General features: G+C 62.4%; 25 protein-coding genes and 1 pseudogene. 13 read left to right on the plus strand and 13 right to left on the minus strand.

The features are described from left to right. Window positions 1–116 precede the first annotated feature (116 nt). The 4 genes and pseudogenes from ETW23_RS16990 (at window position 117) to ETW23_RS17005 (ending at window position 2878) form a co-directional block, all read left to right on the plus strand. Window positions 117–719: a pyridoxamine 5'-phosphate oxidase family protein gene (locus ETW23_RS16990; RefSeq protein ID WP_134830723.1), complete on the plus strand. Its 603-nt coding sequence runs from the start codon at window positions 117–119 to the stop codon at window positions 717–719. A gap of 150 nt (window positions 720–869) precedes the next feature. Then, window positions 870–1055: pseudogene (locus tag ETW23_RS26150) on the plus strand (integrase); the annotation flags it as partial. A gap of 207 nt (window positions 1056–1262) precedes the next feature. Continuing rightward, window positions 1263–1805 (plus strand): transposase, encoded by a 543-nt coding sequence (locus ETW23_RS17000; protein ID WP_134830724.1) that lies wholly within the window; start codon window positions 1263–1265, stop codon window positions 1803–1805. Window positions 1806–2131: 326 nt separating this feature from the next. Continuing rightward, window positions 2132–2878 carry an isocitrate lyase/phosphoenolpyruvate mutase family protein gene (locus ETW23_RS17005; RefSeq protein ID WP_254695057.1) on the plus strand — a complete coding sequence of 249 codons (747 nt, stop codon included), beginning with the start codon at window positions 2132–2134 and terminating at the stop codon, window positions 2876–2878. Window positions 2879–3106: 228 nt separating this feature from the next. On the opposite strand, the gene rplT is transcribed toward ETW23_RS17005, so the two are convergent. From rplT to pyk, 4 genes are all read right to left on the minus strand, one after another. Next, the gene (gene rplT / locus ETW23_RS17010; protein ID WP_024088794.1) at window positions 3107–3472 is read right to left on the minus strand and encodes a 50S ribosomal protein L20; all 366 of its coding nucleotides are present in this window, start codon (window positions 3470–3472) and stop codon (window positions 3107–3109) included. Window positions 3473–3486: 14 nt separating this feature from the next. After that, window positions 3487–3687 carry a 50S ribosomal protein L35 gene (rpmI, locus tag ETW23_RS17015; RefSeq protein ID WP_027263382.1) on the minus strand — a complete coding sequence of 67 codons (201 nt, stop codon included), beginning with the start codon at window positions 3685–3687 and terminating at the stop codon, window positions 3487–3489. Between the two features lie 118 nt (window positions 3688–3805). Continuing rightward, window positions 3806–4027, minus strand: a complete 222-nt coding sequence (locus ETW23_RS17020; protein ID WP_129369705.1) for a hypothetical protein — start codon at window positions 4025–4027, stop codon at window positions 3806–3808. Window positions 4028–4124: 97 nt separating this feature from the next. Further along, entirely contained in the window at window positions 4125–5570 is a 1446-nt protein-coding gene (gene pyk, locus ETW23_RS17025) for a pyruvate kinase (RefSeq protein WP_134830726.1), read from the minus strand. Window positions 5571–5690: 120 nt separating this feature from the next. Between pyk and ETW23_RS17030 the strand changes: the two genes are divergently transcribed. The 3 genes from ETW23_RS17030 to ETW23_RS17040 all read left to right on the plus strand — a co-directional run bounded on the left by ETW23_RS17030 (window position 5691) and on the right by ETW23_RS17040 (window position 7158). Continuing rightward, window positions 5691–6428 carry an N-formylglutamate amidohydrolase gene (locus tag ETW23_RS17030; RefSeq protein ID WP_134830727.1) on the plus strand — a complete coding sequence of 246 codons (738 nt, stop codon included), beginning with the start codon at window positions 5691–5693 and terminating at the stop codon, window positions 6426–6428. 93 nt (window positions 6429–6521) lie between these two features. Beyond that, window positions 6522–6761, plus strand: coding sequence for a DUF6868 family protein (locus ETW23_RS17035; protein WP_129369702.1), 240 nt, complete (start codon window positions 6522–6524; stop codon window positions 6759–6761). Between the two features lie 82 nt (window positions 6762–6843). Then, the gene (locus ETW23_RS17040) at window positions 6844–7158 is read left to right on the plus strand and encodes a DUF1244 domain-containing protein (RefSeq protein WP_134830728.1); all 315 of its coding nucleotides are present in this window, start codon (window positions 6844–6846) and stop codon (window positions 7156–7158) included. Between the two features lie 802 nt (window positions 7159–7960). Here the strand turns inward: ETW23_RS17040 and ETW23_RS17050 are convergent. The 5 genes from ETW23_RS17050 to ETW23_RS17070 form a co-directional block, all read right to left on the minus strand. Beyond that, window positions 7961–8197: a hypothetical protein gene (locus tag ETW23_RS17050; protein WP_129369699.1), complete on the minus strand. Its 237-nt coding sequence runs from the start codon at window positions 8195–8197 to the stop codon at window positions 7961–7963. Window positions 8198–8511: 314 nt separating this feature from the next. Further along, window positions 8512–9372, minus strand: a complete 861-nt coding sequence (locus ETW23_RS17055; protein WP_129369698.1) for a D-amino-acid transaminase — start codon at window positions 9370–9372, stop codon at window positions 8512–8514. Window positions 9373–9382: 10 nt separating this feature from the next. After that, window positions 9383–10348 carry an N-acetyl-D-Glu racemase DgcA gene (dgcA, locus tag ETW23_RS17060; RefSeq protein WP_134830730.1) on the minus strand — a complete coding sequence of 322 codons (966 nt, stop codon included), beginning with the start codon at window positions 10346–10348 and terminating at the stop codon, window positions 9383–9385. 150 nt (window positions 10349–10498) lie between these two features. Continuing rightward, window positions 10499–11500, minus strand: a complete 1002-nt coding sequence (dgcN, locus tag ETW23_RS17065; protein WP_134830731.1) for an N-acetyltransferase DgcN — start codon at window positions 11498–11500, stop codon at window positions 10499–10501. A 111-nt stretch (window positions 11501–11611) separates the two neighbouring features. Next, on the minus strand, window positions 11612–12886 hold the full coding sequence (locus tag ETW23_RS17070) for an MFS transporter (protein WP_134830732.1): 1275 nt from the start codon (window positions 12884–12886) through the stop codon (window positions 11612–11614). A 220-nt stretch (window positions 12887–13106) separates the two neighbouring features. On the opposite strand from ETW23_RS17070, the gene ETW23_RS17075 reads away from it, so the two are divergent. Together ETW23_RS17075 and ETW23_RS17080 are read left to right on the plus strand one after the other, a co-directional pair. Then, window positions 13107–14066: an L-malyl-CoA/beta-methylmalyl-CoA lyase gene (locus ETW23_RS17075; protein ID WP_134830733.1), complete on the plus strand. Its 960-nt coding sequence runs from the start codon at window positions 13107–13109 to the stop codon at window positions 14064–14066. A 66-nt stretch (window positions 14067–14132) separates the two neighbouring features. Further along, window positions 14133–14735 carry a hypothetical protein gene (locus ETW23_RS17080; RefSeq protein ID WP_134830734.1) on the plus strand — a complete coding sequence of 201 codons (603 nt, stop codon included), beginning with the start codon at window positions 14133–14135 and terminating at the stop codon, window positions 14733–14735. 283 nt (window positions 14736–15018) lie between these two features. Here the strand turns inward: ETW23_RS17080 and ETW23_RS17085 are convergent, their stop codons facing one another. Next, window positions 15019–15471: an Lrp/AsnC family transcriptional regulator gene (locus ETW23_RS17085; RefSeq protein WP_134830735.1), complete on the minus strand. Its 453-nt coding sequence runs from the start codon at window positions 15469–15471 to the stop codon at window positions 15019–15021. Between the two features lie 73 nt (window positions 15472–15544). Here ETW23_RS17085 and ETW23_RS17090 point away from each other — a divergent pair, with 73 nt between their 5' ends. Continuing rightward, entirely contained in the window at window positions 15545–16141 is a 597-nt protein-coding gene (locus ETW23_RS17090; protein ID WP_129369691.1) for a LysE family translocator, read from the plus strand. 2 nt (window positions 16142–16143) lie between these two features. Here ETW23_RS17090 and ETW23_RS17095 read toward each other — a convergent pair whose 3' ends face one another. Continuing rightward, window positions 16144–16977, minus strand: coding sequence for a GyrI-like domain-containing protein (locus ETW23_RS17095; protein ID WP_134830736.1), 834 nt, complete (start codon window positions 16975–16977; stop codon window positions 16144–16146). 126 nt (window positions 16978–17103) lie between these two features. Between ETW23_RS17095 and ETW23_RS17100 the strand changes: the two genes are divergently transcribed. Continuing rightward, entirely contained in the window at window positions 17104–18066 is a 963-nt protein-coding gene (locus ETW23_RS17100) for an acetyl-CoA carboxylase carboxyltransferase subunit alpha (protein ID WP_129369689.1), read from the plus strand. Here the strand turns inward: ETW23_RS17100 and ETW23_RS17105 are convergent. After that, window positions 18063–18476: a helix-turn-helix domain-containing protein gene (locus ETW23_RS17105; RefSeq protein ID WP_129369688.1), complete on the minus strand. Its 414-nt coding sequence runs from the start codon at window positions 18474–18476 to the stop codon at window positions 18063–18065. The genes ETW23_RS17100 and ETW23_RS17105 overlap by 4 nt on opposite strands. Before the next feature lie 92 nt (window positions 18477–18568). Here ETW23_RS17105 and ETW23_RS17110 point away from each other — a divergent pair, with 92 nt between their 5' ends. Then, window positions 18569–19333: a YdhR family protein gene (locus ETW23_RS17110; protein WP_134830737.1), complete on the plus strand. Its 765-nt coding sequence runs from the start codon at window positions 18569–18571 to the stop codon at window positions 19331–19333. A 206-nt stretch (window positions 19334–19539) separates the two neighbouring features. Here ETW23_RS17110 and ETW23_RS17115 read toward each other — a convergent pair whose 3' ends face one another. Continuing rightward, entirely contained in the window at window positions 19540–20016 is a 477-nt protein-coding gene (locus ETW23_RS17115) for an Lrp/AsnC family transcriptional regulator (protein ID WP_129369686.1), read from the minus strand. 145 nt (window positions 20017–20161) lie between these two features. On the opposite strand from ETW23_RS17115, the gene ETW23_RS17120 reads away from it, so the two are divergent. Next, window positions 20162–21202, plus strand: a complete 1041-nt coding sequence (locus tag ETW23_RS17120) for a zinc-dependent alcohol dehydrogenase family protein (protein WP_134830738.1) — start codon at window positions 20162–20164, stop codon at window positions 21200–21202. The last annotated feature ends 237 nt before the right edge of the window (window positions 21203–21439 follow it).

The following is a 21439-nucleotide window of genomic DNA, read 5'->3' on the forward strand; positions in this document are numbered from 1 at the left end:
CATCAGACGAAGACCACCCCCGCCGGCGGATATCCGCATTTTGGCCCATTTGAGCCGAAACTGACCCCATTGGCGCAAAAGGGCAAGATATCCTGCAGCCAAAAGGAGGCCAGAGCATGCAGAAAATCACCGGCATAGAAACACTTGAACACATTTACGGCACCCCGGTACCGCGGTCGCTGATCAAAGTCGCCACCCGTCTTACACCGCTGTACCAGCGCTGGATCGAGGCCTCCTGGTTCCTGGTGCTGTCCACCATCGGCCCTGAGGGCACCGACGCCAGCCCGCGCGGCGATGATGGCCCGGTGGTGCATATCGCGGACGCCTGCACCCTGTGGCTGCCGGACTGGCGCGGCAACAACCGGCTCGACTCGCTGCGCAACATCGTGCGCGACAGCCGTGTCAGCCTGATGTTCATGGTTCCGGGCGAAAACAATGTGGTTCGGGTGAACGGAACCGCATACCTGACCGCCGACGAAACCGCCCGCACCACCTTTGAACGCAAGGGACGGCGCCCGGCCACGGTGGCCGTCATCACCATAGACGAGCTGTATTTTCAATGCGCCAAGGCGGTTATGCGGTCCCGCCTGTGGGATCAGGACCGTGAACGCCCGGAACTACCCACCGCGGGCCAGTTCCTGAAGGAGCAGGAGGCCGGGTTCGAAGCCGAAACCTATGACGCTGGTTATGAGGAATATGCGAAAGGCAGGCTGTGGTAAGGGGCCGCTCCGAAACCAAGGACAAAGCCGCTTCGCCGAAATGGCGTTTGTGGCTGGAGTAAAAAACCATCCTGGGAGGCTACACATTTTGCGATCTTCCTGACCTGTCTGACGATTGGGGCTTTCTCAGTCAATTGACAGGAGGTTCCCATAACAGAGGAGAAGATGACCCCGCTGCGTGCGCGGATGAAGGAAGACAAGCGCATACGGTGAATGGGCGATAAGGCGCAGAAGCCGCATATCCGGGCGGCCAAGGATTCTGCGAAGTTTCTACAGCGATCACCGGGCTCTGCCACGCCCGAGGATTTGCGTGTCTACCAGTTGCACATGACAGATATCTACCGTGTTGTTTCAGTCAAAACATCACACCATGCAAGCCCGGGCAAAAAGCGTTCCGATGGATGAGGTCCACACGCTTTTTGCCCGGGCGAATTCATCAGAGCCGCCGTTCATTCGCAGCGCAGCGGATTCAACCAACGAGCCCAAAATCGACCGGTTGCTGATCCATGCCGGCCAAAGCAAGGGGGCAAAGATTGCAAGGCCATGCTGTCACCGGGATTGCTAGATCTGCTGCGCGGCTATTGGCGGGAGGCGCGACCGCAGGTCTGCGGCGTTCTGTTCCGTGCCTCGGCCGAACCGGTCATGACCCCCGCCGCAGACCCCAAGCGCCCCGGCGCCCGCGCCGGCGTGACCAGCGGGCTCCACACTTGGGGATCAGCGCTAACGCATTATTCCCGCATCCGCATGATCAGCCCCGGTAGGGGCCTGCCGCCGGACAGCACCCGGCAGGTGGCCTGCAAACCGGGTTTCCGACTGCATCTGCGCGTCCTGTCCAGACTGTTCAGGCGCCTTTTCCTCGAAGGGCTGATGGAGTTGCACCGCACTGGCCAGTTGGCCTTCTTCGGCGGCATCAGCGGGCGGGCAGACGCAAAGGTGTTCGCCGCTTGGCTCGCGCCGTTCCGAAAGACCAGATGGGCCGCTCACGCCAAACCGCCCTTCGCGCACCCCGGCCGTGCTGCGGTGGCCCGATGCGCATCATCGCTACCTTCCGGCGCGGTCAAAAACCGATGCCGCGCGCACCACTGAGGGAGCAGGCCGCACCCACCAGACCATTGCGCCTGCGCAAGCCCCGCCTCCAGCCATTTGCGCGCTTCCCATAGACTGATCCCAGGCCCGCGCTGCTTTCACCTTGGGAAGGTTTTCCAACGCAGGCCAAGGTCGCACCGAACCCCGCCCCAATTCCACGGCCTGCATCGAAAAACCTTCAGGAAAGCCGATAATGCTGCATGCCAAAGCGAAGATCCGCTATAGTGATCAGCACTTCTGCTGATCGGAGAGAGGAGCATGTTTTGCGACGCTACGAGTTGACGGAACGATTCCGCGCCCTTCACGTCCCGGGCAAGCCGGTAGTGATGCCAAACCCTTGGGATATCGGATCAGCAAAGGTAATGGCGCATCTGGGTGCGCAGGCGCTGGCGACGACCTCTTCAGGGTATGGCTTCACGCTGGGTCTGGCTGATGGCGGCCAGATCACGCGTGAAATTGCCCTGCAGCACGCTGCCAGTATCTGCGCATCGGTCGACGTGCCGGTAAACGGCGATTTCGAAAACGGATACGGAGACGATCCCGAAACTGTCGCAGAGACTGTAAGGCTGGCAGCAGAAGCCGGGCTGTCGGGGGTTTCGGTGGAGGACACAGCTGTTCCGGGGACAAGTTCCTATCCGTTTGATCTGGCGCTGGCCCGAGTAGAGGCGGCGGCCGCTGCAGCCAAGGCGGCGGGGATCGTGCTGACTGCCCGCGCTGATGGCTGGCTTATGAATAACTACGAACAAGCAGAGGCGCTGCGCCGTTGCAAGGCATTCGCCCAAGCAGGTGCAGATGTGATATACGCCCCGCTGGTCGATGCCGGAACCACCCGCGCGCTTGCCGCGACAGGCACAGCTGTCAATCTGCTGGCTGCGGGTGCGATGCGTGATCTCACAACAGATGAAATCGGCGCCCTAGGCGCTGCCCGGATTTCCATCGGCGGGGGACTGGCCCGTGTCACCCAGCAGGTGATCCTGGATGGCACCCGTGCAATGCTGGAACGGGGCGACTTCACGATCCTGAAAGGGGCCGCAAGCACGGCAGAAGTTGAGGCGATACTGGCAACAAAGTAAGCCGCAAACCTGCCCAGCCAGCCTTTGCGCTCAGGATCCTTTCCAGCACAACCGGACAGGCGTTGGCTGGCGGTCATCCGGGCGCTTGAACCCTTGATCCGGTAACCGCCTCCGCGCAAGACAGTCAATTGCGGCCGCTGGACGCAGTGCGGAACAGTGAACCTCAAACACGAAAAAAGGCCGCTCCTACCGGAGCGGCCTTTCCTGAATTCGGAACTCTCCGGCGCCTTAGGCTGCCAGCGCGTCCTGTGCCTGGCGCACGATGGCACCAAAGGCTTCGGGCTCGTGCACGGCCAGGTCGGCCAGAACCTTACGGTCCACTTCGATGCCGGCCAGGGTCAGGCCGTTGATGAAGCGGGAATAGGTCAGCGCTTCGTCGTGCGAACGGACAGCAGCGTTGATCCGCTGGATCCACAGCGCGCGGAAGTTGCGCTTGCGGTTCTTGCGGTCGCGGGTTGCATACTGGTTCGCCTTGTCGACGGCCTGACGGGCGACTTTGAAGGTATTCTTGCGGCGGCCGTAATAACCTTTGGCTGCCTTGATGACCTTCTTGTGACGGGCGTGAGTGACGGTACCACCTTTAACGCGGGACATATCTCAATCTCCTCTTAGCGGTCGTAGGGCATGAAGCCCTTGACGATCTTAGCGTCGGGTGCCGACAGGGTTGTGGTGCCGCGGGCATCGCGGATGAACTTGCGGGTCCGTTTGATCATGCCGTGGCGCTTGCCGGCCTGACCTGCCATGACCTTGCCGGTCGCAGTCACCTTAAAGCGCTTTTTGGCGCTCGACTTTGTCTTCATCTTGGGCATTTCCGTCTCCTTCAATGCGGGTTCGCTAGACGCGCGACTCGGCATGCCTAAGAAAGGCCGGCCACGCGGAACAGAGCTGCCCAATACGCAATGCCTGCCCGATGGGCAAGCCGATTCTCTACAGAAGGCGCCCCAGAACCCGGAAAAACGCATCCGGGATCTCGTCAATGCGGTAGCCGCCGGGTTTCATCATCACCGCATAGGCGATCAGACCGATGGCAATCAGAATGGTCGCCACGGATGTCCGCGGCGGCCGCCGTTCGCTGAAGGCCGACAGAATCGACGGCACCGAAAACCCGGCAATCACCAAACCCGCTATCAGCGGCAAATCGGTCCCCATAAACCACGTCCCCCATCACGGCCTGACACAAGGAAATGGTAGGCGAGGGCCGGTGTTTTCAAATTTCGCTGCCGGCCTGCAGACAAGCAGCTCCGCGTTATTCCGGATCGGTGCTGTAAATCAATCGCTCATCACAGGGGGCAATGCGCAGGATATTGGTGGTGCCCGGCACGTTGAAAGGCACGCCGGCGGTGACCACGATCTGGTCGGTGTCCCCGGCATAGCCGCCGGAGCGCGCCGCCCGCGCCGCACTGACAACCGCGCCTTTGAAGCGGTCCAGTTCCGGCGTCATCACGCATTTGCAGCCCCAGCTGAGGCACAGCCGCCGGGCGGTGGCGCTGACCGGGGTCATGGCGATGATCGGCACACCGGGGCGCTCGCGGGCGGTCAGCAGTGCTGTGGTGCCCGACTGGGTAAAGCAGCAGATCGCCTTGATCTCGGTCTTTTCGGCAATCTCGCGCGCTGCCGCCACAATGCCATCAGCCACAGTGGTGCCCTTGGCCGAACGCGAGGCGGCGATGATCTGGGTATAGGTGGGGTCTGCCTCGACCTCGACCGCGACCTTGTCCATGGTCTGCACCGCCTCGATCGGATACTGGCCTGCCGCGCTCTCGGCGCTCAGCATGATCGCGTCGGTGCCCTCGTAGATCGCCGTGGCGACATCCGAGACTTCGGCCCGGGTCGGCATCGGGCTTTCGATCATGCTTTCCAGCATCTGGGTCGCCACGATCACCGGCTTGGCCGCCGCGCGGCATTTGCGCACCAGCCGTTTCTGGATCGGCGGCACCGCCGCCACCGGCAGCTCGACGCCCAGATCGCCCCGCGCCACCATGATCCCGTCCGAGGCATCCAGGATAGCCTCGAAATCCTCCACCGCCTGCGGCTTTTCGATCTTCGACAGCACCGCGGCGCGGCCATCGGCCAGCCCGCGGGCCTCGAACACGTCCTTGGCCCGCTGCACAAACGACAGCGCCAGCCAATCCACACCCAGGGCGCAGACAAATTCCAGATCCGCGCGGTCCTTCTCCGACAGCGCCGCCAGCGGCAGCACCACGTCGGGCACGTTCACCCCCTTGCGGTTCGATATGGTGCCGCCGATTTCCACTGTGCAATTGGCAAAATCCGCTCCGCAGTCATCAACTGCCAGACGGATCTTGCCGTCATTGACCAAGAGATGCGCACCGGGTTCCAGCGCCTGAAAAATCTCCGGATGCGGCAGGCACACGCGGGTTGCGTCGCCCTCGGCCTCATCCAGATCAAGACGGAAGCTGGCGCCCTCCACCAGATCCTCGGCGCCATTGGCAAAGACACCCACCCGCAGTTTCGGCCCTTGCAGATCGGCCAGGATCGCAATCGGGCTGTCCAGATCCTGCTCCACCTGGCGGATGATCCTGTGCTTTTCGGCAATCTCCGGATGGCTGCCGTGCGACATGTTCAGCCGGAACACATCGGCGCCGGCCTCGTGCAGGGCGCGGATGGTTTCATAGGTCTCCGAAGCCGGCCCCAGGGTGGCGACAATCTTCACATTGCGCGAACGTTTCATAGGGGTCTTCTCCTTCGGACCTGACTTATGTTACCGCAAACAGCGTTCAGGGTGCTTATCCCCCAATTCCCATTCTGCCGCAACTCCCGTAAACAGCTTGCGGCAAAACATATCAGGCTCATGACATACACACCCTATTTTGTTCACGGCGCAGACCGTCCCGCCCGCTGGCTGATCACCTGCGACCACGCAACCAACCATGTGCCGGATTTTGCCGGCGGCGGCGATCTGGGCCTGCCGCGTGCGGATATGGAACGCCACATCGCCTATGACGTCGGCGCCTATGAGGTGGCTAAACTGCTGGGCGGGATGCTGGACGCGCCGGTGGCGGCGTCGAACTTCTCGCGGCTGGTGATCGACCCCAACCGCGGCGAGGATGACCCGACCCTTCTGATGAAGCTTTACGACGGCACCATAATTCCAGCCAACCGCCACGCGGGCACGGCAGAACTGAAGGAGCGGCTGGAAGGCTGCTACCGCCCTTATCACCGCGCCCTGGCCCGGCTGGCCGAACGCCCCGGCACCGTGATCGTCTCGGTCCACAGCTTCACCCGCCAGCTGCGCGGGCGCGAACCGCGCCCCTGGGAGATCGGCATCCTGTTTCCCGAAGGCGAGCGGTTTTCGCCCTTTGTGATCGAGGAATTAAAGGCCGAGGACGGCCTGTGTGTCGGCATCAACGAGCCCTACACCGGCCACCTGCCCGGCGACGCGATTGAGACCCACGCCACGCATGCAGGCCGCCCCAATACGCTGATCGAGCTCAGAAACGACCTGATTGCCGAACACGATGGACAGTGCAAATGGGCGGAACGCCTGGCAAGTGTTCTGCCTAAAGCCCTCGAAAACTCAGGTCTCTGATCTGCGGCACGCTACCGCATGATCTTGCAGCGGTGCCCGGCGCCCCCCACATCAGGGCTGGAAACGCGGCACAGCAACGGGAAAGGAGCCATCATGGCCCAGGAAACCCTCTCCGCCTTCTTCGGCTGGCTGACCATCTTGCACATCGGCCTGTTCACCCTGTCTGCCATCCTCTTGATGCTGCTGCAGGACTGGGTGGCGCGCCTGCACGCCCGGATGTTCGGACTGGCGCCGGCCGATGTCAGCCTCACCGTTTACCGCTGGCTTGGCACCTACAAGATTGTGATCCTGGCCACCGCGCTGGGGCCGTGGCTGGCGCTGCAGCTGGCCTGATCCCGGCCGCCCGCGCCCATTGCCCGCCCCGGTCCCGGCTGCTAGGCCTGAGGCGACGCAAGACAACTCCGGAGCCACCGCCATGGACAAGCAAACCGAAATCGAAATCCAGGCCGCCGCCTTCCGCCGCCTGCAAAAGCACCTGATGGAAGACCGCACCGATGTACAGAACATCGATCTGATGAACATGGCCGGCTTTTGCCGCAACTGCCTGGCGCGCTGGTATCAGGAAGCCGCCAATGAGCGCGGCATCGACATGGACAAAAACGCTGCGCGCGAGGCCTATTACGGCATGACCATGGCCGAGTGGAAAGCCAGCCACCAGACCGAGGCCAGCGCCGAAAAGCAGGCGGAATTCGAGGTCGCGTTCAAGGAAAACGTGACAGACCGGCAATAGGCTGGCCAGCAGGCATTTTCAGGCGACCGCGGGCGGGGGTGCGGTTTCTGCGGCCAAAGAAAGGCTGTGAATATCACTGCCCCGCCCAAAACCGTTGCCACGCCCGTACTTTCCGCCAGGATCAAATTCGCCAGTGTGAACCCCGCTGCGCCCCGCCAGAAGATGATGCCCCAGGCCGCCGCGGTGACGGATCAGGTGAAAATCCCAACCAACCTGAAGATCGCGGCAGAGACCGCAATCAGGACTATTCCCGCCATATGCTGAGAGCCAATGAATGATATCAAGGCCCGGCCCTCCGGTTCCGGGACCTGCCTGCCACTGCGCTGCTGACAGCTGCGCAGTGGCTTTTCACGCTGGCACGCCGCATAAACACAACGGTGCCGTTTCATCCCGGCAGCCAATCCCGCCCGCAAGGCGGGAAAAGTCTTGCGCGGCTTTCACCATGGGTGAATACACTCGGCACAGAGCACTATTGGAAGACTGAGAATGAAGACTTTGATACCAGCGTTGGCCCTTGCAGGCGCTCTTTTGTCCCCTGCGGCCCTGCTCGCCAGCACGCTGGAGCCGGCAGGTATCGTTCAGCAAGGAATTGTAATGCATGGCGGAGGCTGCCGGAAAAGCTCTCCTCCGGGCCAGTGCTGCCATATGGAAACGGCAACCGGCACAGTCCATTGCCATTGAAAACCAAAGAGGCCGCCGGTCAGCGGCGGCCTTGTCATTTCTGTTGCGGGGCCGTGCCGGGACTAGTCATTTGAGTGATCCGGCACCGCAGGGCGCTGCAGGCAGGACAGGGCGGTGATGCTTAGCCGCGGAACCGGCCAAGCAACCGCGCGGCAAGCGAACTTGTGACTGAAGGCTCAGACGCCCGCGCTTTGCCCGTGAACCAGCCGCGCTTGGCAGCCGACTGCGCAATCTCCGGGTCAATGGCCTCTTCTGCGGTCAGCACCCTGCGCACGGCTGCCAGGATCTCGGCCTCGCTGCCCTCGGCTGACGGGCATTCCACAACGGCTGCGAACTCCGGCTGAAAGGTCTGATCCATTGGGCAACTCCCTAACGTGAAACTCTGGCATCCCCCGCTTATGCGGGCAGCGCTTTCTATGTCCCCACCCTATCCTAATTCGTCCGGAACTGGCCCATTTTGTGTAAAATTAGTTAAAATCCCGCCGCAGTCAGCCCCGGGTAACGACATTCACCCGGGGCGCGTGTGATTGTTGCTCCCCGGGCATCAATGACAGCCAATCCTCACCCCGCTAAACCCATGTGAAGGCGTCGTCATCCGCAAAAAATGCAGAAAGGCCGCCCCATTGGGACGGCCCTCATCAATCCGGGCATCTGCAATCCAGGCTGCGTGTCTCAGACTGCTTTCTTACGGCTTTCTTCCAAATAGATCTCGCGCAGGCGTTTGGCGATCGGTCCGGGAGTGCCGTCACCCAGCGCCGCACCGTCGATCTCTACCACCGGCATCACAAAGGCGCTGGCAGAGGTGGTGAAGGCTTCATCCGCCTCTTTCGCCTCATCAATGGTGAACAGGCGCTCCTCGATCTCCATCTGCGCTTCTTGCGCCAGGCGCAACACCGCAGCGCGGGTGATGCCGTGCAGGATGTCATTGGACAGCGGCCGGGTCACGATCTTGCCGTTCTTCACATAATAGGCGTTGTTGGAGGTGCCCTCGGTCACATAGCCGTCCTCAATCAGCCAGGCATCGTCGCAGCCCGCCTTCTTGGCCATCATCTTGCCCATCGACGGATACAGCAGCTGCACGGTCTTGATGTCGCGGCGGCCCCAGCGGATGTCCTCGATCGAAATGATCTTGGCGCCTTTCTGCGCGGCCGGGCTGTCGGCCAGGCCTGGCTTGTTCTGGGTGAACAGCACCAGCGACGGCGGGGTATCGGCGGAGGGGAACACAAAGTCACGGTCGCCGTCGGAGCCACGGGAAACCTGCAGGTACACCAGGCCTTCCTCAATGCCGTTCAGCTCCACCAGCTTGCGGTGGATTTCCAGCAGCTCGTCCTTGGTACAGGGCGAGGCCATGTCCAGCTCTTTCAGCGAGCGATCCAGGCGCACGGCGTGGCCGTCAAAATCGATCAGCTTGCCGTCCAGAACCGAGGTCACCTCATAAACCGCATCGGCAAACAGAAAGCCGCGGTCAAAAATCGAAACCTTGGCTTCCCCTTCAGGCAGGTATTCGCCATTCACAAAAACGGTACGGGTCATGGTATTCTCCTTAGCCCCAGAGTGCAGCCACAGGCGGGTGCACGCCTTCGGCATCAAATGTCAAAGGTTCCTCGCGGTCTTCGGCCAGCAAGAGCGGCCCGTCAAGATCCGTAACCGCCGCACCCTGCGCCACAAGCGTCGCCGGCGCCATCGCCAATGAGGATCCGACCATGCAGCCGACCATCACCTGATACCCTTCGGCCAGCGCCTGATCACGCAGCTTCAGCGCCTCGGTCAAGCCGCCGGTCTTGTCCAGCTTGATGTTGACCACATCGTATTTGCCCTTGAGCTTCGGCAGGCTCTCGCGGTCATGGCAGCTCTCATCGGCGCAAACAGGCACCGGGCGCTCCATGCCAATGAGGGCCGCGTCCTCACCTGCAGGCAGCGGCTGCTCCACCAGCTCCACGCCCAGCCGCACCAGATGCGGCGCCAGTTCGGCGTAGACTTCGGCTGACCAACCCTCATTAGCATCGATGATGATCTTGGCATCCGGCGCTCCGGCGCGCACCGCTTCCAGGCGCGGCATGTCGTCGGGGGTGCCCAGCTTGATCTTCAACAGCGGGCGGAAAGCATTTTCGGCGGCCTGTTTTTGCATCTTCTCCGGCGTGTCAAGCGACAGCGTGTAAGCAGTGATCTCCGGCCCAGGGGCTTCCAGCCCGGCCAGTTCCCAGACACGTTTGCCGGCCTGCTTCGCCTCCAGATCCCACAACGCGCAATCCACCGCGTTGCGGGCAGCACCAGCGGGCAGCAGCGATTGCAGCTCTGCGCGGGTGAAATCAGCAGGCAGCCCCTCTATCTCACCCGTCACGCTGTCCAGCGTCTCGTTGTAACGGGCATAAGGCACACATTCGCCCCAGCCGGTGACGCCGTCCCTCTCCACCCGCACGGTCAGCACTTTGGCTTCGGTGCGCGAACCGCGCGAGATGGTGAAAACCTGCGCCAGCTTAAAGACGTCCGGTGTAACAGTGATGTTCATGAAACTGCCCCTTCCTGCGGCGCCCCGCGCGTGGCGGCGAACCTTAGCCGGAGGCCTGGAAAACCCGGCTCCGGCGTATTCATCTTTTCAAAAATACTCCCGCCGGAGGCACCTGCCCTGTCGGCAAGCACCTCCGGCGGGGCTGTTAGATCAGACCGCGGCCAGCGCGTCCACCAGTCGGCCTGCACCGTGGCGGTACGGGTCGACGGCGGGCAGGCCCATCCGCTCTTCAACTTCGGCCAGATACTTGACCGCTTCATCCTCGGACAGGTGCTGGGTGTTCACCGAGATACCGACAACCTTGCAGGCCGGGTTGGCGCGCTGTGCCAGCGGCAGGGCCACGGCTTTCAGCTCTTCCAGGCTCGGCACGTCATAATCCGGCAGGCCGCGCATATGGGTGCGGGTCGGCTCGTGGCACAGGATCAGCGCATCCGGCTGGCCGCCATGCACCAGCGCCATGGTGACGCCTGAGTAGGAGACGTGGAACAGCGAGCCCTGGCCTTCGATCAGGTCCCAGTGGTCGTCGTCATTGTCCGGGGTCAGGTATTCGATCGAGCCCGCCATGAAGTCGGCAATGACCGCGTCCAGCGGCACACCGTGACCGGTGATCAGGATGCCGGTCTGGCCGGTGGCGCGGAAGGTCGACTTCATGCCGCGTTCCTGCATGTCCGCGTCCATTGCCAGGGCGGTGTACATCTTGCCGACCGAACAATCGGTGCCGACTGCCAGGCAGCGCTTGCCCTTGCGCTTGACACCATTGGCAATCGGGTAACCGACAGTGGGAACACGCACGTCGTGCAGGGTGCCGCCATGGGTCTGGGCGGCCGCCACCAGGTCGCCCTCGTCGCGCAGCAGGTTGTGCAGGCCCGAGGCGATATCATAGCCCATTTCCAGCGCCGCGATCAGCACTTCTTTCCATGCGGGCGAGATCACGCCGCCTCGGTTGGCCACGCCGATAACCAGCGTCTTGGCACCGGCTGCCTTGGCTTCTGCCAGGGACATCTCAGTCAGGCCCAGATCGGCGCCGCAGCCCGGCAGGCGGATCTGGCCGACAGCGTGATCCGGACGCCAGTCGCGGATACCGATGGCAACCTTGGCGGCCAGCATGTCAGGCGCGTCGCCCAGGAACAGCAGATAAGGGGTCTCGATCATCGCGCTCATCCTTCGAGTTAAATTGGTCGCGCTAAAATCGGGCTAATTTCGCGCAAAGTCCTCTCGAAATCACGCGGGAACGCCCTACTTGCACGATTTTCTTCGCGAAACCTACTGAATGTCAGAAGATTCTTCGCAAGCAGCACTGCTTACAGACGTTTCCTCCTCTTCCGCCCATGATTCCGCCTGCAGCACCCCCGGCTGCGCCACGCCGATCACACCCATGGCCTGGAATTCGCCGGTGTCCTCGGGCGCCCCGGAGGTCGCGCGCCGCGCAATGGCGATCAGCGCCACGGTCACGCCAACCGCGATCAGCAGGTATTGCAGCCCCCGCCCGTCCGCGGCACTGATCATGTTCGGCCCGATCAGAATGCCGAAAAACTGCCCCAGCTGCAGCAGGAACGCCATGGTGCCGCTGGCCGGCACCACCTGCCCCGGCTGCAGCTGGTCGTTGGCGTGGGCCGCCAGGATCGAATAGATCGGCAGCGTGGTTGCAGCGATGACCGAAAACCCGACCACTATGCGCGACGGCGCCGTGTCCACCGCCATCCACAACGCAACCAGTGCCGAGATCCCCGACAGCGCAATCACCACATAACGCCGGTCAGTGCGGTCCGACAGCCAGCCGACCGGGTATTGCACCAGCGCCGAGGCGATCAGCGCAATCACCAGCGCGCCCGAGGCCTGCGCCTCGCTGAAACCGTTTTGCAGTGCATAAAGCGGCAGGCTGATGTACCAGGCCACCACTCCCGCCCCCATGATGACGATGCCCAGAACCGTCATCGGCGACACTTTGTACAGCCGCGTGACCGGCATCCGGTCCGGCGCCGAGTAATCCGGCGCCCGGATGTTGGACAGCAAAAGCGGCACAATAGCCACCGACAACAGGATCGAAGTGACACCGAACAACAGGTTGCCGCTGGGATCCGGCAGGCCGACCATCGCGGTGCCCAGCGCCGGCCCCGCCGTCTGGATGATGAAATAGACCGACAGCACCTGCGCCCGGATCCGGTTTTCCGACTTGGCGTTGAGCCAGCTTTCGGTGATCACGTAAAGGCCCGGAAAACAAAAGCCCGCCAGCAGCCGCATCGCCGCCCAGCTGACCGGGTCCGAGGTCAGCAGATGGGCAATCGCCGCCACCGAAACCATCGACGCAAGCGCCGAGAACACCCGGATATGGCCGACCTTCTCGATCAGCCTCGGGGTCAGCATTGTTCCCGCCAGCGCCCCCAGCGGATAACAGGCCTGCATGACGGAAATTTCAAGATCCGTGAACCCCAGCGTCGAGCCGCGGATCGTCAGCAGCGTGACCAGCAGCCCGTTGCCGACCATCAGCAGCAGCATGCCCAGAAACAGGGCCCAGTTGTCGATCAATGCGCGTTTCATGAAACTCCATTTCCGCACGGATCTGCGCCCGTGTCTTTTCTTGCGCAATGCAGCATGCCGGCGGCAGTTTCGCGCGGGTTTGCGACGCAAAAGGCGCAAACGGAATTGCCGCAACGCGGCGTTTCGTGCCGCAAGTGCAAAATCCGCTTGCAAGAAGGCGCGCAACTTAATAACCAGAACAGCGAAAATTCTGCAATTTCCTTACCCAGGGGGTTTCCGCATGTCCTTCCGCATCCAGCCCGCCGCTCCGGCGCGTCCCAACCGCTGCCAGCTGTTCGGCCCCGGCTCCAAAGTCAAACTGTTCGAGAAGATGGCCGCTTCGGCGGCGGATGTGATCAACCTCGATCTTGAGGATTCGGTGGCCCCCTCCGACAAGGATCAGGCCCGCGCCAATGTGATCGAGGCGATCAATGGCGTCGACTGGGGCAGCAAGTATCTGTCGGTGCGGATCAACGGGCTCGACACTCCCTATTGGTACCGCGATGTGGTGGACATTCTGGAACAGGCCGGTGACCGGCTGGATCAGATCATGATCCCCAAGGTCGGCTGCGCCGAGGATGTATACGCGGTGGACGCGCTGGTCACCGCGGTTGAGCGCGCCAAAGGCCGCGCCAAGCCGGTGTCCTTTGAAGTGATCATCGAGTCGGCGGCAGGTATTGCCCATGCCGAGGACATCGCCAAATCCTCGCCCCGGCTGCAGGCGATGTCGCTGGGCGCTGCGGACTTCGCCGCCTCGATGGGAATGCAGACCACCGGCATCGGCGGGACGCAGGAAAACTACTACATGATCCGCGACGGCGAAAAGCACTGGTCCGACCCCTGGCACTGGGCACAGGCGGCAATTGTCGCGGCCTGCCGCACCCATGGCATCCTGCCGGTTGACGGGCCGTTCGGCGATTTCTCGGACGAAGACGGCTATATCGCCCAGGCGAAACGGTCCGCGACCCTGGGCATGGTTGGCAAATGGGCGATCCATCCCAGTCAGATCGCGCTGGCCAATCAGGTCTTCACCCCCTCGGATGAGGCTGTGGCGGAAGCCCGCGAGATCCTGGCAGCAATGGAAGAGGCCAAGGCGTCGGGTGCCGGCGCGACTGTTTATAAGGGCCGCCTTGTCGATATCGCCTCGATCAAGCAGGCTGAAGTGATTGTGGCCCAGGCCGAACTGATTGCGAACAGCTGACGCCGGTTCGCATTGACAAAGTGCAAAGGCGTCCCGATGGGGCGCCTTTTCCGTATGGAGAGCTTGATGACAAAATTGACTTTGCTGCATACGGCAGAGGTGCATGCTAGGACGTTCCGGGCTTTGGCACCCGAAACGGATCTGAACCAGCAAGTGCGCAGCGATTGGCTGGCGCGGGCGCGGGATGGCATTGGCGCGGACCTGAAAGCAGAGATTGCTGCGGCAATCAGCGCGGCTGACGGCCCGGTGCTGTGCACCTGCACCACCCTTGGTCCGGTAACAGAGGAGGCAGGCGCCATCCGCGTCGACTGGCCGATGATGCAGGAAGCGGCGCGGATCGGCGGGCCGGTGCTGATGGCCTATTGCCTGGACAGCACCGCGGCCCCATCAGAGGCGCTGCTGCGGCGGGCCTTTGGCGGGTGTGATCCGCAACTGGCCCCGATGTTTCTAGGGCAGCACTGGCCGTTGTTTGAAACGGGCGCCGGTGCGGATTTTTCTGCTGCCATAGCAGAAAGCATCGCAATGGCGCTTAAGGATGGCGCCTTTGGCTGCGTTGTGCTGGCGCAGGCCTCGATGGCCGGGGCGGCAGCAGTGCTGCGGGCGCAGACCCAGGTGCCGGTGCTGGCCTCGCCGGAGATTGCCATGCGGGTTTTGCTGGCACACCGCTGAACCAGTTGACCCCGGCCACGAGTTTTGCCCGGCAAGGCCCTCTGCCCCGCCGGTTGTTCATCTGTTCTGGATCATGTTCCCTGTGCCGTTACCCAGTGCCGTATCAGCGTGGCGGTTAAGGATTGGCGGCGCCGCCAATAAGGCGGAGGCGGGCGGGCGTATCCGCCCGCATGCTAAACGTTGTCTTTGCGGCAGACGTTTCGCAGTGAGTATTTAGGAGAAAGATGAAGAAGCTCTTTGTTCACCTTTTTACAAATACTCAAAATCCAAAGCCGGCAAGGGATCACGCCCGCAAGTCTTTGGGCGAACCCATTACTACATAGGTGGTGATTGCTGTGACATAAGGAGACGTGCCCAGGATATCAGTATGGAATTTCTTGTAGCTGGGCAGATCGGCGCATTCGACGCGCAGGAGGTATTCAATGGTGCCGGTGATGTTGTGGCATTCAACCACCTCGGGCGCGGCCTGCATGGCAAGTTCAAAAGCTTCCTGCGCGTCCTTGGTGTGCTCGCCCAGGCCGACGCCGATATAGGTGGCAAAGCCTATCCCCAGCTTTTGCCGGTCCAGCACGGCACGGTAACCGGTTATGATGCCGGCGCGCTCCAGCTCCTGCACCCGGCGCAGGCAGGCCGAGGGCGAAAGGCCCGCACGCTCGGCCAGTTCCAGATTGCTGATCCGGCCGTCCCGGGTGAGTTCCTGCAATATTCGTTGGTTTATCTTATCATTCTTCGCCATTGATTGTGAAATTACGCAGCAAACGCTGCAAAACGCAATTTCATTTGGCAATCACTGCGCAATCTTCTTGCCCATGACCTATGAACTCCTCTTTGCGCTGGCCGGTTTTGTCTTTGGCACGGTCTTCACGCCCGGCCCGAACAACCTGATGCTGATGGCCTCGGGGGCCAATTTCGGCTTTCACCGGACGATTCCGCATTTGCTGGGAGTGGCGGTCGGCTTTCCGCTGATGATCCTGCCGGTCGGGCTGGGGGTGATGCATCTGTTTGATGCCTTCCCGGTGCTGACCCCGGTGATGACGGTGCTGTCGGTGGCCTATATGCTGTGGCTGGCCTGGAAGATCGCCAATGCCGCGCCGCCGCGGGAGGGGGCAGCCGAGGGCAGGCCTTTGAGTTTTGTGCAGGCCTGCGCCTTTCAATGGGTCAACCCCAAGGCCTGGGCGATGGCGCTGGGGGCAATCACGCTTTATGCCGCCAGCCGCGACCTGAGTGCCATTCTGTGGGTCTCCGGCACCTACCTGCTGATCGGCTGTTTTTCGGCATCGACCTGGACCATGCTGGGCCAGCAGCTGCGGCGGCTGCTGACCCGGCCCGCGCAGCTGCGGGCGTTCAACTGGACCATGGCCGCGCTGCTGCTGGCGTCATTGGCAGCGATCCTGCTGCAGGCGTAGGGCTACTTCAACGGCAGGCAGATTTCGGTCAGCAGATCCTCGGGCGCGGTGTCGCGCGGATTGTTGAGGTAGATCTCATAGCAGGGCTGATCGGCCGGCTCCTCGCCGGACTGCGGCAGCCAATTGCCGAACAGGCTGTGATAGGCGGCATGGAGGCCAGAATACGGCCCCCTATACGTCAGCACCGCGGTTTTACCGCCGGGGAGGCTGACCTCCTCCATCCCATCGGGCAGCGTGCCGCCGGTAAGCTCTGCCCCGGCAAAGCTGCGCAGATCCGCTTCGGGCACCGCGTCCGGGCTGTCGAAATAGACCCCGGTGATCGCGCCCAGCTGCGGCCACAATCCGCGGCTTTCGCAGATCGCGCCGAAGGCCTCGAAGCTTTTGCCTATTTCCATGTAGGCGCCCTTGTGCGGCAGGCCGGCCAGGCGGCGGGCGGGGTCGGTGCGGGTGATCACGTCATACATCGGGTAACTTCCTGTTCTGAGGGTTGGGTTCGGCAGCCGGAATTGACCCGCCCGGCGGAAGGCCGCCGGGCTGCTGCCGTAAGAATCAGAGAACGCGCGGGAGAAGCTGTTCTGATTGGGGTAGCCGGCGCGGGCCGCAACCTGCGCAATGGGCATGTCCCCCTGCACCAGCCAGCCCGCGGCGCGGTGCAGCCGGATGCGGCGCACCGCATGGGCGCAGGTTTCACCCGTCAGGGCGCGGAATACCCGGTGCCAGTGAAACCGCGACATCGCCGCCACATCGGCCAGCCTGTCCAGCGACAGATCGCCATCGGTGTTGCCGTGGATATAGGCCAGAACCCGCAGGATCCGGTCTTCGTAACTGGCGGCCATTCGCGGTGCCTCCCTTGCGCTCTTTAGCTCTTCCCTCATGCCATGGCAGCAGATCACAAATCTTGCTGAGTTGCATCTTGGCGCTGCTAAGGCCATATAACGGCAAACCCGCTGAGCAGAGGCGACATGACCCAGTATCTGGAATTCGAAAAACCGCTGGCCGAAATCGAAGGCAAGGCGGAGGAACTGCGGGCGCTGGCGCGCGCGAATGAGGAAATGGACGTGGCGGATGAGGCCGCGGCGTTGGACGCCAAGGCGGCTCAGCTGCTGAAAGACCTCTACAAGGAGCTTACGCCCTGGCGCAAATGCCAGGTGGCACGGCACCCCGACCGCCCCCATTGCCAGGATTACATCAAGGCGCTGTTCACCGAATACACGCCGCTGGCCGGCGACCGGAATTTTGCCGACGATCTGGCTGTGATGGGCGGTCTTGCCCGGTTCAACGATCAGCCGGTGGTGGTGATCGGCCATGAGAAAGGCAGCGACACCAAATCGCGGATTGAGCGCAACTTCGGCATGGCCCGCCCTGAGGGCTACCGCAAGGCGATCCGGCTGATGGAGATGGCCGGCCGCTTCAAGCTGCCGGTGATCACTTTGGTCGACACTGCCGGCGCCTATCCCGGCAAGGGCGCCGAGGAGCGCGGCCAGTCGGAAGCAATTGCGCGTTCGACCGAGATGTGCCTCAAGATCGGCGTGCCGCTGATCTCAGTCATTATTGGTGAGGGCGGCTCCGGCGGTGCGGTGGCTTTTGCCTCGGCCAACCGTGTGGCGATGCTGGAACATTCGGTTTACTCGGTGATCAGCCCTGAAGGCTGCGCCTCGATCCTGTGGAAGGATGCCGAGAAGATGCGCGAAGCGGCGGAAGCGCTGCGCCTGACAGCACAGGACCTGCAGAAGCTGGGCGTCAATGACCGGATCATCCCGGAACCGCTGGGCGGCGCGCATCGTGATGCCAAGGCGGCAATGGCCTCGGTCAGCGGCGCGATCCAGGATATGCTGGACGAGCTGAAGGGCAAGACCGCAGACGAACTGATCAAAGACCGGCGCCAGAAATTCCTGGACATCGGCTCCAAAGGGCTGGCGGCCTAAGGCAGCTTACCCGCGCGGATCCGGGTGATAACGCCGTCCCGGTCTGCCTGCACTTTGTCACTGAAGCCGGTCATCGCGTGGCCGGCTTTGTTGTATCTGGCGCTCCACAGGGCGATATCTGCCAGTACCGGCGCCAGATCCCGGCCCTTTGGCGTGAGTGTGTAAATGTAGCTGCGGCCGTTCTGCGGATCCTTGCTTTTGCTCAGGATCCCCGCCTCTTCAAGCTGCTTCATCCGCTGCGCCAGGATGTTGGTCGAGATCCCCTCCCCGCCGTTCAACAGCTCGCCATAGGTGCGCGCGCCCTTCACCGCCATGTCGCGGATCACCAGAAGGCTCCAGCGGTCGCCAAAGATATCAAGGGCATAGGCCACCGGGCAGCCGGACCCGTATTTGCTGTGCTTATCAGTCATGAACTCTTGGTAGTTTTTATACTTGCAAAACGCAAGCCATCATGCGAACCCTTATTCACTTGCAAAATGCAAGCAAATAAACCGGAGCCAACATGACCCACGACCAAAACAACGCGGCCTTCCGCGATCGATCCCGGCTGTCCCGCCGCCAGCTGATTGCAGCCTCAGCCGGGGCGATGCTGCTGCCTTCTCTTGCCAAAACACAGGAAACTGCCATGACCCCAAAAGCCTTTGTCTACACCGAAGTCGCCATCTCAGTGCCGTTCGACCAGGTGCCGCTGCAGGAGATCAACGCCTCGATCCGGAAACAGCCAGGTTTTTTGAACAAGACCTGGCTGTCCGGCCATGGCAATAATTCCATTGGCGGTTTTTATGCCTTTGACAGCATTGAAAACGCCCGCAGCTTTGTGACTGGCTATTTCCCGGGCGAGCCGCGCAGCTTTGGCGTCGCCCACAACACGCGGGTGTTTGACGCCGAAGCCACCGCCACGGCCAGCCGCGACATGGGTGCGGCGCATTACAACAGCGGGACTGCGGCTCCAGGGGCGTTTGTGTACACCGAACTGCAACTGTCGGTGCCGTTTGAAGAAGCCCCCTGGCAAGCGCGCAACGCGGCGTTGAAAATGCTGCCGGGATTGCAGAACAAGGTTTGGCTGAGCGGGCTGCAGACCCGGACACTGGGTGGGTTCGACGCCTTTGACACGCTGGACAACGCTTTGGATTTTGCGCTGAACCTGTTCCCGGAAACTGCGGCGGAACTGGGCTGCGCCTTTTACACACGGGTCTTTGATGCCTCGGTCACCGAGGCGGCCAGCCGGGCAATGAACTCACCCTACTATACCGGCAGCGGGGCCTGATCAGGCGCACCGGATCTTAAGGGCGCAGGTGGCGGAACCCCTCCCGCGCCCGCGCACCGCCGGCTGACGCCGCCGCCGCTGGCGGCCTTGGGCCCGGCCCGGTGCCAGGGCACCGGGCCGGGCCCAATTGCGAGGGTCTGCCTGACAGGCAGGCCTGCGCAGGCGGGAGCCGCTGGCCGGGAGCCATTTGCGCAGGTCAGCGCTGTTCACATCCGCAGATCGCTCACCGGCAAATGACTGGACGATTTCAGCTCCCTCAAGGACAGGCTGGACTTGATCCCCGACACCCCCGGCAACCGGCGCAGCACGGTTTCAACGAAGCGGCTGTAATCATCCAGATCGCACGCCACCACCTGCAGCAGAAAATCCGCGTCCCCGGTGGTATTATGGCAGGCCAGCACATTCGGGCTGGCTTCGATGGCGCGCTGGAAGTCTGCTGTCGTGGCCGCGTCATGTTCAGTGCAGCTAAGCTGGACAAAGGCCATCACTCCGAACCCTAGCGCGCGGCGGTTCAGGACCGCCTGATACCCCTCGATCACGCCGGACTCGCTCAGCCGTTTCAGCCGCCGCCAGCAGGGCGTTTCACTGAGCGACAGCCGTTCCGCCAGCTTAGCATTGGACAGCCTGCCATCGCGCTGAAGACAGTCCAGGATACGGGCATCCACCTTATCAATTTGCTCCACAGCGAAAGACTCCTGCTCAATAGTGGCATTTCTGGAAAGACTACGCCGGATTTCTCCAGAATTGCAGAGGCATCAGAAATACTCTCCCCGGCAGCTGCCTGCTAATAAGCCTTATCTCTTGCAACCGTCAAAGGAACCTGCCCCGATGAAAGCTGTGCTCTATGAACGCTTTGGTGAAACACCGGAAGTGGTTTCGCTGCCGGATCCAGCTCCGGCGCCCCACGGCGTGGTGATCAAGGTTGAGGCAACCGGTGTGTGCCGCAGCGACTGGCACGGCTGGATGGGGCATGATGCGGATATCACCCTGCCGCATGTGCCGGGCCACGAGCTGGCAGGTACGGTTGCCGCGGTTGGCAAGGATGTCAGCAAATGGCGGCGCGGCGACCGGGTCACAGTGCCGTTCGTTGGCGGCTGCGGCAGCTGCCCGGAGTGCCATGCCGGCCACCAGCAGGTCTGCCACAGCCAGTTCCAGCCCGGCTTTACCCATTGGGGATCTTTTGCCGAATATGTGTCCATCCATCATGCGGATTTGAACCTGGTAGCGTTGCCGGAAACCATGGGGTTTGCCACTGCCGCCAGCCTTGGCTGCCGCTTTGCCACATCCTTCCGCGCAGTGGCGGATCAAGGCCGGGTTTCCGGCGGGCAATGGGTGGCGGTGCATGGCTGCGGCGGCGTTGGGCTGTCGGCGGTGATGATCGCCACCGCCCTTGGCGCCAATGTGATCGCTGTAGACATATCCGAGGAGAAGCTAGCGCTGGCCCGCAGCCTGGGCGCGGTTGCCGGGGTCGATGCCAGCACCGTCGCGGATGCGGCAGAAGCGGTGCGGGAGATCTCCCGCGGCGGGGCGCATGTGTCGCTGGACGCGCTGGGGCACCCGGACACCTGCTTCAATTCGGTCAATTGCCTGCGCAAGCGCGGCAAGCATGTACAAGTGGGGCTGATGCTGGCGGATCACAGCACGCCGCAGGTTCCGATGGCGCGGGTGATCGCGGATGAACTGGAGATCCTTGGCAGCCACGGCATGCAGGCCCATCGCTACGGTGCAATGCTGGACATGGTGCAATCCGGCAAGCTAGCGCCCGGCCGGCTGATCGGCCAGGAAATCAGCTTGGAGCAATCGGTGGCTTCACTGATGGAAATGGACCGGTTCCAATCCGTAGGCGCCACCGTAATCACCCGGTTCTGAGGGGCTGGACGAGGTTTGCTCAACCTCAATGCACACTGGACATTCGGAACTTGGCAACTTCGGTTCACGCAGACCCTCCCGCGCCCGCGCGGCACCGGCTTTGCCAGTGCCGCTGGCGGCCTTGGGCGTGGCCCGGCGCCACGGCGCCGGGCCACGCCCAACTGTGAGGCAATTTCCGAATTGACCCGAACAGGCGGGAGTGCCTCCGCCCTCGTACCTGGCAGCAGGATCGGGAGA

It is taken from the genome of Leisingera sp. NJS201, assembly GCF_004535885.1.
GTDB lineage: Bacteria > Pseudomonadota > Alphaproteobacteria > Rhodobacterales > Rhodobacteraceae > Leisingera.

Bases quoted from the DNA above. Each gene is read 5' to 3' on its own strand.
- ETW23_RS16990 (WP_134830723.1), top strand. From the start codon at position 117: ATGCAGAAAATCACCGGCATAGAAACACTTGAACACATTTACGGCACC.
- ETW23_RS17000 (WP_134830724.1), top strand. From the start codon at position 1,263: ATGCTGTCACCGGGATTGCTAGATCTGCTGCGCGGCTATTGGCGGGAG.
- ETW23_RS17005 (WP_254695057.1), top strand. From the start codon at position 2,132: ATGCCAAACCCTTGGGATATCGGATCAGCAAAGGTAATGGCGCATCTG.
- rplT (WP_024088794.1), bottom strand. From the start codon at position 3,472: ATGTCCCGCGTTAAAGGTGGTACCGTCACTCACGCCCGTCACAAGAAG.
- rpmI (WP_027263382.1), bottom strand. From the start codon at position 3,687: ATGCCCAAGATGAAGACAAAGTCGAGCGCCAAAAAGCGCTTTAAGGTG.
- ETW23_RS17020 (WP_129369705.1), bottom strand. From the start codon at position 4,027: ATGGGGACCGATTTGCCGCTGATAGCGGGTTTGGTGATTGCCGGGTTT.
- pyk (WP_134830726.1), bottom strand. From the start codon at position 5,570: ATGAAACGTTCGCGCAATGTGAAGATTGTCGCCACCCTGGGGCCGGCT.
- ETW23_RS17030 (WP_134830727.1), top strand. From the start codon at position 5,691: ATGACATACACACCCTATTTTGTTCACGGCGCAGACCGTCCCGCCCGC.
- ETW23_RS17035 (WP_129369702.1), top strand. From the start codon at position 6,522: ATGGCCCAGGAAACCCTCTCCGCCTTCTTCGGCTGGCTGACCATCTTG.
- ETW23_RS17040 (WP_134830728.1), top strand. From the start codon at position 6,844: ATGGACAAGCAAACCGAAATCGAAATCCAGGCCGCCGCCTTCCGCCGC.
- ETW23_RS17050 (WP_129369699.1), bottom strand. From the start codon at position 8,197: ATGGATCAGACCTTTCAGCCGGAGTTCGCAGCCGTTGTGGAATGCCCG.
- ETW23_RS17055 (WP_129369698.1), bottom strand. From the start codon at position 9,372: ATGACCCGTACCGTTTTTGTGAATGGCGAATACCTGCCTGAAGGGGAA.
- dgcA (WP_134830730.1), bottom strand. From the start codon at position 10,348: ATGAACATCACTGTTACACCGGACGTCTTTAAGCTGGCGCAGGTTTTC.
- dgcN (WP_134830731.1), bottom strand. From the start codon at position 11,500: ATGATCGAGACCCCTTATCTGCTGTTCCTGGGCGACGCGCCTGACATG.
- ETW23_RS17070 (WP_134830732.1), bottom strand. From the start codon at position 12,886: ATGAAACGCGCATTGATCGACAACTGGGCCCTGTTTCTGGGCATGCTG.
- ETW23_RS17075 (WP_134830733.1), top strand. From the start codon at position 13,107: ATGTCCTTCCGCATCCAGCCCGCCGCTCCGGCGCGTCCCAACCGCTGC.
- ETW23_RS17080 (WP_134830734.1), top strand. From the start codon at position 14,133: ATGACAAAATTGACTTTGCTGCATACGGCAGAGGTGCATGCTAGGACG.
- ETW23_RS17085 (WP_134830735.1), bottom strand. From the start codon at position 15,471: ATGGCGAAGAATGATAAGATAAACCAACGAATATTGCAGGAACTCACC.
- ETW23_RS17090 (WP_129369691.1), top strand. From the start codon at position 15,545: ATGACCTATGAACTCCTCTTTGCGCTGGCCGGTTTTGTCTTTGGCACG.
- ETW23_RS17095 (WP_134830736.1), bottom strand. From the start codon at position 16,977: ATGGCCGCCAGTTACGAAGACCGGATCCTGCGGGTTCTGGCCTATATC.
- ETW23_RS17100 (WP_129369689.1), top strand. From the start codon at position 17,104: ATGACCCAGTATCTGGAATTCGAAAAACCGCTGGCCGAAATCGAAGGC.
- ETW23_RS17105 (WP_129369688.1), bottom strand. From the start codon at position 18,476: ATGACTGATAAGCACAGCAAATACGGGTCCGGCTGCCCGGTGGCCTAT.
- ETW23_RS17110 (WP_134830737.1), top strand. From the start codon at position 18,569: ATGACCCACGACCAAAACAACGCGGCCTTCCGCGATCGATCCCGGCTG.
- ETW23_RS17120 (WP_134830738.1), top strand. From the start codon at position 20,162: ATGAAAGCTGTGCTCTATGAACGCTTTGGTGAAACACCGGAAGTGGTT.